At 66.5% G+C, this 15,044-nt stretch carries 12 protein-coding genes; 5 read left to right on the forward strand and 7 right to left on the reverse strand.

All coding sequences use genetic code 11. From position 1 onward, the window contains the following. The first annotated feature begins 66 nt into the window (after nt 1–66). Nucleotides 67–873, forward strand: a complete 807-nt coding sequence (locus QE370_RS03735; RefSeq protein WP_309633481.1) for a hypothetical protein — start codon at nt 67–69, stop codon at nt 871–873. Here QE370_RS03735 and QE370_RS03740 read toward each other — a convergent pair. The 5 genes from QE370_RS03740 to rfbB all read right to left on the reverse strand — a co-directional run bounded on the left by QE370_RS03740 (nt 818) and on the right by rfbB (nt 6,744). Next, complete coding sequence (locus QE370_RS03740; protein ID WP_309633482.1) at nt 818–2,164, reverse strand: hypothetical protein; 1,347 nt, start codon at nt 2,162–2,164, stop codon at nt 818–820. The genes QE370_RS03735 and QE370_RS03740 overlap by 56 nt on opposite strands. Continuing rightward, nucleotides 2,134–3,054, reverse strand: coding sequence for a glycosyltransferase family 2 protein (locus QE370_RS03745; protein WP_309633483.1), 921 nt, complete (start codon nt 3,052–3,054; stop codon nt 2,134–2,136). Before QE370_RS03745 ends, QE370_RS03740 begins: the two co-directional genes overlap by 31 nt. A gap of 42 nt (nt 3,055–3,096) precedes the next feature. After that, nucleotides 3,097–3,696, reverse strand: a complete 600-nt coding sequence (locus QE370_RS03750; protein WP_309633484.1) for a hypothetical protein — start codon at nt 3,694–3,696, stop codon at nt 3,097–3,099. 770 nt (nt 3,697–4,466) lie between these two features. Then, nucleotides 4,467–5,561, reverse strand: coding sequence for a glycosyltransferase (locus tag QE370_RS03755; protein ID WP_309633485.1), 1,095 nt, complete (start codon nt 5,559–5,561; stop codon nt 4,467–4,469). Between the two features lie 184 nt (nt 5,562–5,745). After that, nucleotides 5,746–6,744 (reverse strand): dTDP-glucose 4,6-dehydratase, encoded by a 999-nt coding sequence (gene rfbB, locus QE370_RS03760; RefSeq protein WP_309635229.1) that lies wholly within the window; start codon nt 6,742–6,744, stop codon nt 5,746–5,748. Between the two features lie 60 nt (nt 6,745–6,804). Here rfbB and rfbA point away from each other — a divergent pair, with 60 nt between their 5' ends. After that, complete coding sequence (gene rfbA / locus QE370_RS03765; protein WP_309633486.1) at nt 6,805–7,668, forward strand: glucose-1-phosphate thymidylyltransferase RfbA; 864 nt, start codon at nt 6,805–6,807, stop codon at nt 7,666–7,668. 12 nt (nt 7,669–7,680) lie between these two features. Here the strand turns inward: rfbA and QE370_RS03770 are convergent, their stop codons facing one another. After that, a complete protein-coding gene (locus QE370_RS03770; protein WP_309633487.1) occupies nt 7,681–9,018 on the reverse strand; it encodes a bifunctional dTDP-4-dehydrorhamnose 3,5-epimerase family protein/NAD(P)-dependent oxidoreductase in 1,338 nt (445 codons plus the stop codon). 174 nt (nt 9,019–9,192) lie between these two features. On the opposite strand from QE370_RS03770, the gene QE370_RS03775 reads away from it, so the two are divergent. The 3 genes from QE370_RS03775 to QE370_RS03785 all read left to right on the forward strand — a co-directional run bounded on the left by QE370_RS03775 (nt 9,193) and on the right by QE370_RS03785 (nt 13,571). After that, nucleotides 9,193–10,821 carry a polysaccharide biosynthesis tyrosine autokinase gene (locus tag QE370_RS03775; RefSeq protein ID WP_309633488.1) on the forward strand — a complete coding sequence of 543 codons (1,629 nt, stop codon included), beginning with the start codon at nt 9,193–9,195 and terminating at the stop codon, nt 10,819–10,821. Between the two features lie 250 nt (nt 10,822–11,071). Continuing rightward, nucleotides 11,072–11,635, forward strand: a complete 564-nt coding sequence (locus tag QE370_RS03780) for an LPXTG cell wall anchor domain-containing protein (RefSeq protein ID WP_309633489.1) — start codon at nt 11,072–11,074, stop codon at nt 11,633–11,635. Nucleotides 11,636–11,759: 124 nt separating this feature from the next. Further along, nucleotides 11,760–13,571 (forward strand): DUF4012 domain-containing protein, encoded by a 1,812-nt coding sequence (locus tag QE370_RS03785; protein WP_309633490.1) that lies wholly within the window; start codon nt 11,760–11,762, stop codon nt 13,569–13,571. 331 nt (nt 13,572–13,902) lie between these two features. Here QE370_RS03785 and QE370_RS03790 read toward each other — a convergent pair whose 3' ends face one another. Then, nucleotides 13,903–14,211 carry a GIY-YIG nuclease family protein gene (locus QE370_RS03790; protein ID WP_309633491.1) on the reverse strand — a complete coding sequence of 103 codons (309 nt, stop codon included), beginning with the start codon at nt 14,209–14,211 and terminating at the stop codon, nt 13,903–13,905. Between the last annotated feature and the right edge of the window lie 833 nt (nt 14,212–15,044).

Genomic DNA, 15,044 nt, shown 5'->3' on the forward strand with positions numbered 1-15,044 from the left:
TTCGATGCACTCCACGTTCACTGGCCAGAGGTCCTCGTACGGAAACGGTCGAGGACGCGCAGCTCCGTGGCCGTGCTCCTGTTCGTCGTGCTGCTCATTCGCGTCAAAATCGGCAACAAGCCCGTTGCAAGAACAGTCCACAACCTCGACGCCCACGCGCCACTTGGGCCCTTCCGCTCATGGCTGTTGAGTCGCTTGTTCGGAGCGCGGACGGCTGAGATTCACCTCAGTGCATGGACTGTGGCCGAGACGCCGGCTGAAACCAAGGTTCACATCCCGCATGGTCACTATCGCGATTGGTTCGCACGGTACGAGACAACCGAACGGGTTAGAGGGCGATTCGTGTACTTCGGCCTCCTTCGGGCTTACAAGGGCGTCCCGGCATTAGTCGCCGCCTTCCAAGAGCAACCTGGACCAGAATTCAGTCTCCACCTCGCCGGCGCCCCCGATACCGCGACGTTCCACGCAGCGCTCGCCGCGGAGGTCGATCGGGACGACCGCATCAGCCTCGACGCCAGGTTCTTGCCGGAAGACGAAACAGCGATGATCATCAGCGCGGCCGAGCTCGTAGTCCTGCCGTACGACTACGTGGTGAATTCGGGAGCGGCTCTACTCGCGCTCTCGCTCGGCCGACCTGTGCTGCTGCGCGACGGTCCAACAGCACGTGAACTCCGCGACGAGTTCGGCGAATCGTGGGTGCACACCTTCACCGGCGTCTTGTCAGGAACTGACCTGACGTCAGCCTTGGACCGCGCGAGAACCGCTCCAGGAGATTCTGAACCCGATATGGCCGCTCGAGAGTGGCCGGACGCAGCGGTCAAGCACGCAAAGTTCTTCCACGCCCTGATGGTGGCCTCACGCCATCACCCCTGACCAATCCTGCGTCGACTTGTACGGGGCTCTTCGAGCGCGCGACGACCGCGGCGATGAAAGCAAACTCGAGCAGATTCGAATAGATCGGGGAGAAGAGCACGTGCCAGACCCCCCAGACGCAGAGGAAGATGGTGAGCAGCTCCGGGCTCCTATGCCGGAGAGCCGTCGAAAGGCCAGTACCGACCAGGATCAGCATGAGTCCTGCGGCGCAAAGGCCCGCGATCCCAGCGTTGACCCAGAGATCGCCCCAGAACGAGTGCAACTTGATGTGGCCCGCGAACGAGTAGGTGTCGAGATAGTTCACGTTCGCGTCCACAAGCCTCTGGTACGCACCCGCGTAGTAATCCTGGGCGGTTGGCACGTATCCGGGCCCATAGCCCCACGGGTTGTCCCGCATGAGGCCGAGAGCGATTGGCGCCTCGGCGCGTCCGCCCAGGATGATCGAGCCGAACTGAGCAATCTGGAGCTCGGTCTTGAGTTGTAGCGACTCCCCGAAGGCGCCTCCTAGAAGGAGCTTCTCAACCGCCTTGTACGTCAAGTACGTGAGGAGAACGATCGGGGGTCCGATCTTGAGGAGATCTCGGCCGAGAGCCTTTGTAGTGAGTGCCTGACCTCTCCGGGCCGTGAATCTTGCAAGGAGGAGCAGCGCCACACTCAACGTCAGGAACGCGACGAGCGCGCGGTACTCGGCAATCGCTGCGATCGCCAGCACCCCGGTCGCCATGAGGCCGATCGCTAGCCTCCTTTCGAGACGAGAGACGAAAGCCAGCAAGAGAACGACCATCCACCACGAGAAGTGATACTTCAACTGAACTGCGTCAGTCGTGATTCCATAATCGACGAAGGCTCTGAGCAGCCCGAGCGCCCCGTAGACAAACGCGAGGTTGATGATTCCTAGGACCGAACGGCACCAAACGAAGACCCCGAACGCCACCCCGGCGCGCGCGATCAAGGTGAGGTCGCCCACCGCATTCGAAGCACTGTAGGAACCTTCCGCGGGGTTCACCACCCACAGCACGAGAGCACCGCAGACGCAGGCTGCCATGGCCACGAAGAAGAGCCGCGCGTAGTCGAACCTGCGAAGAGTGGGAAACCAGATCGGCGAAGCGACGAGAGCAGCAAGGGCGCCAATGGGACCGAGGAATTGGGTGAGGACAAGGACTAGCGCGACGAGGACGGCTAGAGCGTCCCGCTGATCCCCCTCCAGCCTAGGTTGGCTGCTCAGGACGGCGCGCTCGGTGCTGCCGCTCAATCCTGAACTCATCTGTGCCTCCACCGCCGGCTTACCCACTGAGCATCCGAGAAGAACTCCGCGATTGCAGCGAGAAACGCGAAAACGTAGGTCCGGAGGTAATGATCGCTGGCGGGACCTCCAGGTTCCGGTCTGCTGACGCGGATCATGCTGAACATGTAAGTCGGTGTCAAGAGCAGCCACCAGAGCCGGTGCGCAGGAGACAAATTCTTCCGACAGAAGCGTCCTCGATTGGCGAGGTTGTAGAAGACGTAGACCTGCGACTTCTGTCGATGTCCTGGCTGCGACGAGCCGACACCGTGCGTCGCCTCCACGTCCGTGGCGACGATGAGATCGCCACCCAGCTTCTTCCAACGGAATGTGAGGTCGACGTCCTCCCAGTAGAGGAAGTAGGAGACGTCGAAGCCGCCGACTCTCTCCCACGCGGCTCGCGAGACCAGGAGACAGGCCGCCGTGAGCCAGTCGATTTCCCGGCCGACATCACCGGAACTCGTGTGTCTTGCCCGCCCTCGCACAGAATCCAGCACGCCGCCCGAGAACCATGTCGATCCACCACTCTCGCGAAGAATCACCGGCGACACCATCGCGTCGGGGTGCTCCATGCCGGTCCTCCAGAGACGCTGGAGGGACGAGCGATCGATGCTGGCGTCAGGGTTGAGGAACAGCACATGGCTACAGCCCCGATCGAACGCCCGATGCGCGCCCGCGTTGCAGGCGGCCCCGAAACCCGTGTTCTCTGCATGCGCGATGAAGATCCAGCCTCGGTCCTCCGCGAGACGACGAGCGTCCTCCTGCTCTTTCAACGAGTGGAAGTTGTCGACAAGAACGATCAAGACGCTTTGGTCGTACATACCAGCTGGCAGTCGAGCAGCGACCTCTTGTGTCGTCCCGTAGTTGACAACCACCACCCCGAGCCTCTCGGTTGTCATCGGCTATCCCCTCGCGTCGACAGAAACATGGCTCGGAGGCATCTACCCATTCTTCTTCTCCTTCAGGATGAAAGCTCCGAACGGGACGATCTGGAAGATCAGAGTGGAGAGCGCGACAGACAGAGGAACCGAAACGATCCCCAGGGACGGTGCGAAGAAGGTGACCAACGCGAGCGACGAAACGCATACCAACACCGCGGGTACCACCTGAAACCGGATCCCCCTCGGGCTCATCAGATACATGCCCAGCGGGTAGAGGGCGGCCTGCGCTGCCATCTGTAATCCGAAGCACAGGACAACAGCGCGTGATGGTTCTACCGTCCCACCAGTCATGGCGTCGAACAGCCATGGAGCCACGGCTACCCAGCCGAAGACACCGACCGTCGCCGCAGCCAGGAAGAGCGCCGAGAGCTGGAAGGGACCGCGAACGTCCCGCCCTTCGCCACGAGCGCCCGAGTAGTACGGCCACAGCGTGATGCCAACGGCGCTAACCAGCCCCATGGCAGGTATCAAGATCTGCATGAGCACTCCGTACTCAGCCAGCGCCGTGACGGAGACAGTCTGGGCAACGATGAGCCTGGTCACCTGGGTGGTGATCGGTGGCGTCAATAGTTGAACCAACATCGGAAGGCCCACGTTCATGACGCGACTCCCTCGTGCGGAGGAACCGCAGGACTTGCCGCATCGCTGCCCCAGGAATCCGTTCACTCTCGCGGCTGGCGGCAAAGAACCCGATGCTCGAGACGATGAAGATCGATAGGTAAGCACACGTGACGACGAACTCTTGATGCTTTCCCGGAGCGTGCTGGAGGTAGACCCATGTCAGTAAGAGCGTGAGGGGAGCCTGTGCTCCCTGGATCAGGATTGTCCAGTGATTCTTGCTTAGACCTAGGAGGATCTTCGTCCACATCCCGAGGGGCGCAGACAGGCAGAACGACGTCACGCATACGAAGGCGACGAGAGAGGAGTTATCGGCCTCGCCAGCGGATCCGAGTACTCGGCTCCACCCGTCGGTCGCGTAGAGCACTGCGTTCAATGCCATCAGAGCGCACGCGAACCCGACCGAAATGCGGGCGACCGCGAGAGTCTGAGATTTGAGTAGATCGTTCCCCACTGACCTGCGCAGCGCGAAAGAGTTGACGAGGACAGCGCCCGAGCCGAGGTCTGTGAAGGGCACCAACGCGGGCAGTGCAACGACCAGCGAGTACAGCGCAAAGTTCTCGACGCCCGTCGAGGAAAGGATCAAGCGTGTTGTCAGCAGTGCACACAGGAACCCGGACACGAGCGTTCCGAGCCGAGCAACAAACGATGCTGCCGCCGTCATGCGATCAACAAACGCGTGAGGCGCTCCCGGGGGAGAGCGACGCCGATAGGGAGGGGCATGGACGTGCCGCCCGGCTGGTCACCCGCCATCAACGAGCGCCTACCCATGCGCGCACAGCGCTCCGGAACTCCTGGTCGTCAAACGATGCGACTGACTCGAGTCCAGCTTCGCCTTTTCGCTCGATCGCGCTCAAAGCGGCTCGCGTTACCCCGTCCCAGTCCCGCGGATCGCACCTCTCTCCAGCTTGCGTTCGCGCGACCCCTTCCCACGCACCACCCCGCGAGTTCACCAGCACTGGCGCGCCCGCTGCTACTGCCTCCAAAGGCATGATGCCGAAGTCCTCAACCGGCAAGAACACGTACAACCGTGCTCTACGAAAAAGCTCATAGAGGGCCCGATCACTCACACGCCCCAGAAAGTGGACGTCGACGTCCAGTTTCCGTGCGTATGCCTCCAAGTCCCCCCTCGCAGGACCGTCACCAGCGATGACCGCTGGGCACCGCAGGGACTCGGCTAGGCGGAGAACCAGATCGAGACGCTTGTAGTCGACCAGTCTGGATGCGCCGAGGATGAAGTTGGAAGGAAGCTCTGAGAGGACTCGCTTATCGTCGGGGCTGAGCTCAGTCGAAAGAGTCTTGCCAATCTCCACCACTCGGATGGGCGGGTGGATGACCTCTCCGCCTACCCCCCAGCTCTTCAGCATCCGGTCGCGGACGAACACACTGTTTGCCGCGTAACTCACCTTCGGGCTCACCGTCCGCCGGTCTAGCACGCGCTGGGGCTTCGCCAAGGTGCGGACGACCCGGCCCTGTCCACGCCGATCTTCTTCGGGTGACCAGATGTATCGAGCAGGCGAGTGGACGTAGGCGAACGCGGGGCGACCCGCGCGCGCCGCCCGGGTCGCGAAGTAGTGCCCGAAGGCGTGCGAGCTGCTAAGCACGGCGTCGTAGCCGCTCAGATCCACTCCGCGTATCGCCTGCCGTTCGAACGCGAGCGCCAGTGGCTTGCTGCGCCTGAGAGGCGTCCTGCCCAACCAGGTCTCACGAGCGTCGGGGAACCTCTGCTCGTCGTCGTTCCACAGACACACCTGATCAGCGTCCGGGAACTCTCGCACGAACTGTTCGAACACATTCTCAGAACCGCCCGCACCGGCGATCCACTCGTGCGTGAGCAGCAGGCTCATTGAGCACGCCCTGGCTGCGAGTCCGGAGCACCACACGACGAAGCCCTCCACGGCTGGGTCCGCGGTAGCACCATCACGGGCCGGCGACATGCGTTCCGGCGAAGATCATGTCGATTCGAGAGCACAGCTCGATTGACACCATCCGCTGCAGCGCGATCGCCCGTCCGGCGCTCGGCGGGCGCGATCACTTGCGCGCCTCAGAGTAGGCGCGTTCCACGGCTTGTTTGTCCTGCTGCCACCATTTCGCATTCGACCGATACCAGTCGATCGTCGCGGCCAAGCCCGACTCGAAGTCCCCCACGGACGGCGTCCATCCAAGCTCTGCGCGGAGCCTCGACGAGTCGATCGCGTACCGCAGGTCGTGTCCAGCTCTGTCTGTCACGTGGTCGAAGGCATCCTCAGATTGGTCGAGGAGCCGCAGAATCAACCGCACGACCTCGAGATTGTTCTTCTCGCCGTCCGCGCCGATCAGGTAGGTCTCGCCCATCGCACCCTTCTCTAGGATCGTGAGGACTGCAGAGCTGTGGTCGTCGGCGTGGATCCAGTCGCGCACGTTCAGTCCAGCGCCGTAGAGCTTCGGACGTCGACCATCGAGCACGTTGGTGATCTGGCGAGGGATGAACTTCTCGATGTGCTGACGCGGGCCGTAGTTGTTCGAACAGTTGCTGATCGTGGCGCGTAGACCGAACGAGCGCACCCAGGCCCGGACGAGCAGGTCCGAACCCGCCTTCGTCGACGAGTAAGGGCTCGACGGGTTGTAGGGGGTCGACTCGGTGAACCGCGCCGGGTCGTCGAGCTCGAGGTCGCCGTAGACCTCGTCGGTGGAGATGTGGTGCAGCCGCACGTCGTGCTTGCGGCACGCCTCGAGGATCACGTACGTGCCGATGATGTTCGTGTCGAGGAAGGGCCTCGGATCGCGCAGCGAGTTGTCGTTGTGGCTCTCGGCCGCGTAGTGGACGACGGCGTCGTGCGACGACACCAGGTCGTCCATCAGGTCGGCATCGGCGATGTCGCCCATCACCAGCCGCACGCGGTCCTCGGGAAGTCCGTCGAGGTTGGCGCGGTTGCCTGCGTAGGTCAGCTTGTCGACGACCGTCACGACGAGGTCGGTGTGCTCCACCACGTAGTGGACGAAGTTGGAGCCGATGAACCCGGCACCGCCCGTGACCAGGATCCGCTGCATGTGGCAGACGTTACCGTCGAGATGGTCCGCGGAACTCCGGAAATCCGTATGGTTCGTCACATGAAGGGGATCATCCTCGCCGGCGGTACAGGCTCGCGACTCCACCCGATCACGCAGGGCATCAGCAAGCAGCTCATGCCGGTCTACGACAAGCCGATGATCTACTACCCGCTCTCCACGCTCATGCTCGCCGGCATCCGTGACGTCCTCGTGATCACGACGCCGCACGAGGCGAGCGGCTTCGAGCGGCTGCTCGGCGACGGCAGCCAGTTCGGCATCTCGATCACCTACGCACAGCAGCCGTCGCCCGACGGGCTCGCCCAGGCCTTCACGATCGGCGCCGACCACGTCGGTGACGAGAACGTCGGCCTGGTGCTCGGCGACAACATCTTCTACGGCGCCGGTCTCGGCTCAACCCTCGGCCGCTTCGACGACCTCGACGGCGGGGCCGTGTTCGGGTACCACGTGGCCAACCCCACCGCCTACGGCGTGGTGGAGTTCGACGACACCGGCCGCGTGATCTCCCTCGAGGAGAAGCCCGAGAAGCCCAAGAGCAACTACGCCGTGCCAGGGCTGTACTTCTACAGCAGCGACGTCGTCGACTATGCCCGCGAGCTGCAGCCCTCGGCCCGCGGCGAGCTGGAGATCACCGACCTCAACCGGGTCTACCTCGAGCAGGGCCGCCTGAAGGTCGAGCTTCTCGAGCGAGGGACCGCCTGGCTCGACACCGGCACCATCGACGACCTCAACGACGCCGGCAACTTCGTGCGGTCCGTCGAGAACCGACAGGGCCTCAAGATCAGCTGCCCGGAGGAGATCGGCTGGAGCCTCGGCTACCTCAGCGACGACGACCTCCACCGCATCGCCCAGCCGCTCGTCAAGAGCGGCTACGGCCGCTACCTGCTGGGGCTGCTCGACCGCTGAACCGTCCGCTGCTCACTCCAGGGTGCTGAAGCGCGGGCGCGGAGCCAGCTGCTTGCCTCGCCCGTACTCCTCCGTGCTCGTCGGCGAGACCCGCTGCGGGTCGTGGCCGGCGTCCGCGAACGCCTGGCGCGCGATCTCGAACCACGAGCGCGGCTCGCCGCCGCTCGTCACGTTCACCGTCCCGTAGGGCGCGTGCTGACGCAGCAGCGTGATGATGCCGTCGGCGAGGTCCGACGTGTAGGTCAGACGTCCGACCTGGTCGTCGACGACCGCCGGATCCACGCCCTTCTCGGCCAAGGACTGCATGGTGCGGATGAAGTTCGCACCATCGCCGATCACCCAGCTCGTCCTCACCACGTAGTGCTTGGGCACCACGCTCACGGCGACGTCGCCGGCGGCCTTCGACTGCCCGTACACGCCGAGCGGCGCGAACGACTCGTCCACCGCATGGGTCTCCCGCTCACCGTCGAAGACGTAGTCGGACGAGACGTGCACGAGGGTCAGGTCGTGCGCCACCGCGGCCTTCGCCAGGTGGGCCGGGGCGTGCGCGTTGGCCAGCCAGGCCGCCCGCCGTCCCTCCAGCGTCTCCGCGGCGTCGACAGCGGTGTACGCGGCGGCGTTGATGATCGTGTCGAACTGCGACCAGTTGACGGCCCAGACCGCGCCCGGGTCGGTGATGTCGAGGTCCGCGACGTCCCACGCGGTGGCGTGCGGCAGGCGCTCGACCAAGGCACGGCCCAGCTGGCCGCCGGCCCCGATCACGAGCGTCCGCGGCGAGTCGACCTCGAGCAGTGCCACCTCGTCGGTAGCGAAGGGCGTCACGTCGGCCAGCGGTGGGTGGCGACGGTCCTTCTCCGACAGCTCAGCGTCCGACAGGGCGATCGGCCACTCGATGCCGAGCGTCTCGTCGGCGAGGTTGACGAAGGTGTACGACGCCTCCGGGCTCCAGTGCTCGTTCACGAGGTAGCTGTAGATCGTCTCGTCCTCGAGCGCCTGGTAGGAGTTCCCCACCCCCTTCGGCACGAACACCGCCTGGTCCACCCCGAGCTCTAAGGTCGCCACGCGACCGAACGTCTCGCCCTCCCGCAGATCGACCCAGGCGCAGAACGCGCTGCCGTTGACGATCGAGATGAGCTTGTCCCAGGGCTCCGCGTGGATGCCCCGCGTGGCTCCTCGGTTGGCGTTGAACGAGACGTTGTTCTGCACGGGCTCGAAGTCCGGCAGACCGTGCGCCGCCATCTTCTCGCGCTGCCAGTTCTCCTTGAACCAGCCGCGGTTGTCGCCGTGGACCGGCATGTCGACGATCCACAGGCCCGGTATCTCGGTTCCTCGCACGGCAAGCTCCCTCATGCGCCCATCCTGGCAGCCCGCACAGGTCCCTCATCGCGCTTTGGTTGTGCAACGCCCCACGTCCTGCGGCACGACGTCACAGCCAAGTCGTCCACGATCACCACGCGCCTCGCCTAGAGTGAGGCGCATCCCTCGGTCTCGGGGGCCGCCGTCATCACCACTCGGGAGCTGTACGTGGACCTGCGGGACTACCTGACCATCCTTCGTCACCGTTGGTTGCTCATCGCGTCCGTCGCCCTCGGTGTCGTCGCCCTGGCAGCGCTCGCCACTTGGCGCACCACGCCGCAGTACGCGTCGTCCACCGACCTGTTCATCTCCACCTCGCAGGCCGCTGACGACAGCCAGGCCTTCCAGGGCAGCCAGTTCTCGCTGCAGCGCGTGAAGAGCTACGCCGAGATGGTCAACCAGAACGAGATCACCCGTCGCGTCATCCGCGACCTCGACCTCGACGAGACCCCCGCCGAGCTGAGCCAGCAGATCACCGCCACGTCGCAGCTCGACACCGTCATCCTGACCATCACGGTCACCGACCCGTCGCCCGAGCGCGCGCAGCGCATCGCCGAGACCACCGCCGACGTGTTCGTCGGCTACGTCGGCGAGCTGGAGACGCCGCCCGGCAAGGATCAGGCCACCATCAAGGCCACCGTCACCAACCAGGCCACCGCGCCGACGTCGCCCGTCTCGCCCCAGCCGCTGCGTAACCTCGGCCTCGGACTCATCCTCGGCCTGCTGCTCGGCGCCGGCATCGCCGTGCTGCGCGAGACCCTCGACTCGTCCGTCAAGACGCACAAGCAGCTCGAGGAGCTCGCCGAGGCGCCCGTCATCGGCGCGATCCCGTTCGACAACGCCGCGGACGGCGCCCCGCTCATCTCCGAGATCGACACGTACTCCCCGCGCGCCGAGGCCTTCCGCGTGCTGCGCACCAACCTGCAGTTCATTGACCCCGACGCCAACAAGAAGGTGTTCGTGCTCTCCAGCGCGCTGCCGGGCGAGGGCAAGAGCACCACGGCCGTCAACCTCGCGCTCGCGCTCGCCGAGGGCGGCCAGAAGGTCGCGCTGATCGAGGGCGACATGCGCCGACCGCGCGTGGCGCAGTACCTCGGTCTCGTCGAGGCCGTCGGCCTCACCACCGTGCTCGTCGGCCGTGTGGAGCTGCCCGACGCCATGCAGGAGACCGGCGTCTCTGGCCTGTCGGTGCTCTCCAGTGGCAAGACGCCGCCCAACCCGGCCGAGCTGCTGCAGTCGCGCGCCATGGTCGCGGTCGTCGAGCAGCTGCGTGCCGAGTACGACGTCGTCCTCATCGACGCCCCGCCGCTGCTCCCCGTCACTGACGCCGCGCTGATCTCCAGCGTCGTCGACGGTGCCGTCCTCGTCGTCCGCCACGGCAAGACCACGGCCGACCAGGTACGCGCAGCCGTCGACCGGCTCGAGGGCGTCGGCGCCAAGCCCGTCGCGGCGGTCTTCAACATGACGCCCGTGAAGTCCGGTCGCTACGGATACGGCTACGGGTACGGGTACGGCTACGCGCCCACGGACTCCGACAGCGTGGAGGCCGCGGAGGACCGTCCCGAGCCGATGTCGACCCGACGCGGCTCGAAGCGTCGCGCCGACACCACCCAGCAACAGCAGCAGCGTCAGGCCCACCTCACCGCGCCCCGGCGCACGGACCGTTCAGGTGACCTCGACGCCGTCCAGGACGCCGTCGGACGCCAGTCGCGCACCCGGCTCGACGCGAGCCGCGGCCTGGAGGACCCCGAGCCCGAGACCGACCACCAGCGCGGCGAGCGCGACGACGAGAGCTGAGTCTGCAGGCTTTTCCCCGTTCTCAGTCCGTACGGACGGGTCGCCCGCACCACTGGGCTTGTGTCATGAGTCACATGGCGGGTTCCTGAAAAGACGGGAAAAATCTCGGCGACGCGCCGTCGGCGAGTTGGCCCGTGTTGCGTCCGTGTGAATAGTTTGGACAAGTTTGGTTCGTGACGGGATTTCACCGCTACTGTTAGCCGGGAACCACAGGTCTCGTGGTCGTCTTCTACATCCCTCGGAGCTTCACATGCGCAGCACTCGTCTGGCCATCGCTGGCCTCGTGGCCGGTCTGGTCACCCTCTTCTCCGCCGGCTCGGCGTTCGCCTACGGCGACGAGCCCGTCCTCACCCCCGCGGGCGGAGGCGGCGCGACCGTCACCGCTGCCCCCGGCGGCCCCTTCACCAAGTCGGGCAGCTTCGGTGGCGCCGAGGTCCAGTCCTACAGCGCCACGCTGCTCGGCCAGGGCGTCGGCAGCGGCCAGAACACCACCACGTGGACCGTCAACGGCACGGCTCCCGCGGAGGAGGGCACCTACGACATCGTCTTCACGGTCGAGACCAACGAGGACTTCAACGTCAGCGCCTCCGGCCTCTCCTCCGCGTTCAAGCCGGCTCAGGCCACCTACACCCGCACGCTCAAGCTCGTCGTCGGTGACGGCGTCGCCGGCAACGGCGCGGCTTCCGGCGGTGGCGACAACGCCAGCGGCGCGCTGCCCGACACGGGCGGCTCGAACGTCCTCCTCCTCGCGGGTGGCGCAGCCCTCGTGCTCGCCGGCGCCGGCGTCATCGTCGCCCGCCGTCGTCACAGCTGATCGCGTCGCTCCGCGAAGCACGACCCTGACGTCCGCCACCTCCACCAGCCTCCGGGCTGGGGAGGTGGCGGAGTCATGTCTGCGCCGAAACCGTCGGCTCGACCCGCGACCCTAGGATCACGCCATGGCCTCCCGTACCCGCTCGTCGCGCTCCTCAGGCAGCGCACGGCGCAAGAGCCGCAAGCAGCGCAACCGCAAGCCGCTGTGGATCGGCCTCGGCGTCGTCGTCCTCGTCGTGATCGGTGTCGTCGGCTGGATGGGCTACGAGGCGTCGCAGGCGCAGAAGGCCATCACCTCGGCCACCGGTGAGGCGCAGGACCTTCAGTCCCAGATCACCAGCGGCGACACCGACCTCGCGCGCAACACCCTGCGCGCCCTGCAGCAGAGCACCACCACCGCCCGCACCCGCACCGACGGGCCCCTCTGGGGCGCCGCCACCCACGTGCCGTTCGTCGGCTCCAGCGTCGACGCCGTGCAGACCGCCGCCGACGCCCTCGACGACATCGCCCAGCGCGCCCTGCCGCCCGTCGTCGACACCGCGCAGTCGCTCGACGCCAACACCTTCCGGCCCAAGGACGGCCGCTTCCCGCTCCGCGAGTTCGCCGGGCTCGTCCGTCCCGTCAGCACCGCCGCGAACGTCCTCACCGAGAACCGTCGCCGCATCGACGCCATCGACGACTCCGCCATCGTCGGCCCCCTCCGCAAGCCGGTGCAGGAGCTCAAGGACAAGCTCGGCACCGCGCAGCAGGCCGCCGACGCCGCCGCCAAGGCGCTGCGCATCGCCCCCCGCATGCTCGGCGCCGACGGGACGCGCACCTACCTGGTCCTGTTCCAGAACAACGCGGAGTCGCGCTCGCTCGGCGGCATCCCCGGCGCGCTCGCGCTCGTCACCGCCCGCAACGGTCGGCTCAGCTTCAACCAGCAGTTCACCATCCGCGAGCTGGGCGAGTTCAACGACCCGGTCGTACCCGTCAGCGATGACGAGGAGCGCACCTTCGGCAGCCTCATCGCCGAGGACATCCGCGACACCACCATCACCCCCGACTTCCCCCGCGTCGCCACCATCGCCCGCGCCATGGTGCAGCGCTCGCTCGGCACCAAGGTCGACGGTGTGCTGTCGATCGACCCCGTCGCCCTCTCCTACGCGCTCGAGGGGACCGGCTCCATCCGGCTCACCGACGGCACCACGCTCACGTCGGCGAACGCCGTCGAGATCCTGCTCAACACCGTGTACGCGCGGTTCCCCGACCCGCAGGTGCAGGACCTCTTCTTCGCCGACGCCGCCCAGCGCATCTTCAGCTCCGTCCTCGGCGGACGCGGCGACTCCCGCAAGACCCTCGAAGGGTTGACGAAGGCCGTCGACGAGCGCCGCATCCTGCTGTGGAGCGCCGACCAGACGGTCGAGGACGACCTCGCCGGCACGCACCTGTCCGGGGAGCTGCCCGAGCCGAGCACCACGCCCCACGTCGGCGTGTACCTGAACGACACCACCAGCTCGAAGATGCAGTACTACCTCGACTGGAGGACGACCGTGAAGTCCGAGGGGTGCCGCACCGACGGTCGCCAGACCCTGGTCGCCACCACCACCATCACCTCGAATGCGCCGGCCGACGCCGCCGACCTGCCGCAGTACATCACCGGCAACGGGAACCGGGCACCGCGCGGCGACCAGCAGCTGACCGTCCGCGTCGTCGCCCCCGCCGGCGGCACCGTCGACGAGGTGCAGGCCGACGACGCCATCTCCCTCGACGAGAGCGGCCGGCTCGGCACCCGCCCCGTCGCCTACACGGCCTACGTCATCAAGCCCGGCCAGACCGTCACCATCCGCACCACCATGACGACCGGCAAGGACCAACGTCGCGGCGCGGTCGTGACGACCACGCCAGGGGTCCAGTCCTTCACCCAGGACCGCCGCTTCCCCACCTCCTGCTCCTGACCCCGCTGGTCGAGCAGCGAACGGTTTCGCTGGCCGCGTATCGAGACCACCCGGCAACGGATCAACGCGACCCGGCTCCCAGCGACGGCTTGGAGTGGTCTCGATACGTCTCCGTCTGCTCCTTCGTCGCGACGTCGACGACTCGACCAGCGAAACCCTCCGCTGGTCGAGTAGCGGCCACGCGCGACGTAGGAGCGCCGTGGCCGCGTATCGAGACCACCCGGCAACGGCCCAGCGCGGGCCGGCTCCCAACGTCGGCTTGGAGCGGTCTCGATACGCCCAAAGCACGCTCCTCCGTCGCGGCTCCGGGCTACTCGACCAGCGGTCAGGCTCAATCGCGCCAGGGGCGCGGGTCGCGTCGACGGAAGTCCTTGCGCGCGAGGGTGGGGAGGAGGTCGTAGTCGCCGCGGATCAGCGCCTCGCGCTTCGCCCGCGACCACCCCTGCACCCGCTTCTCCGCGGCGTAGGCGTCGGCGACGTCCTCGAACTCGTAGGCGTAGACGAGCTCGACCGGTCGGCGACAGCGGGTGTACTCCGCGCCGATCCCCGTCTGGTGCTGGTAGAGACGTGACTCGAGGTTCCGGGTGCTGCCGACGTAGTAGCTGCCGTCGGAGCAGCGCAGGATGTACATGTAGGCCATCCAGTCAGTGCATCGACGTCGGCGGAGTCGGTCGAGCTGTCGTCCACAGCTCTGGCCTGGCTCCTACCGACTGCCAGGCATTGGGGCAGCGTGGGCCGGCTTCCAGCGTGCGCTTGGAGTGGTCTCGATACGTCCGCCCGAGCTCCTTCGTCGCCGGTCGGCCTACTCGACCAGCGAAACCCACCGCTGGTCGAGTAGACGTCACGGCGAGCGCCAGCGAGCGCGTGACGGCCTATCGAGACCACCCGGCAACGGCTCAGCGCGAGTCGGCTCCCAGCGACAGCTTGGGGTGGTCTCGATACGCCTCCGCCTGCTCCTTCGTCGCGACGTCGGCTACTCGACCAGCGAGGCCCTCCGCTGGTCGAGTAGACGTCACGGCGAGCGCCAGCGAGCGCGTGACGGCCTATCGAGACCACCCGGCAACGGCTCAGCGCGGGCCGGCTCCCAGCGACAGCTTGGGGTGGTCTCGATACGCCTCCGCCTGCTCCTTCGTCGCGACGTCGGCTACTCGACCAGCGAGGCCCTCCGCTGGTCGAGTAGACGTCACGGCGAGCGCCAGCGAGCGCGTGACGGCCTATCGAGACCACCCGGCAACGGCTCAGCGCGGGCCGGCTCCCAGCGACAGCTTGGGGTGGTCTCGATACGCCTCCGCCTGCTCCTTCGTCGCGACGTCGGCTACTCGACCAGCGAGACCTTCCGCTGGTCGAGTAGACGTCACGGCGAGCGCCAGCGAGCGCGTGACGGCGTATCGAGACCACCCGGCAACGGCTCAGCGCGAGTCGGCTCCCAGCGACAGCTTGGGGTGGTCTCGATACGCCTCCGTCTGCTCCTTC

Origin of the sequence: Aeromicrobium sp. SORGH_AS_0981 (assembly GCF_031453195.1) — a bacterium.
In the GTDB taxonomy this organism is placed as follows: Bacteria; Actinomycetota; Actinomycetes; order Propionibacteriales; family Nocardioidaceae; genus Aeromicrobium.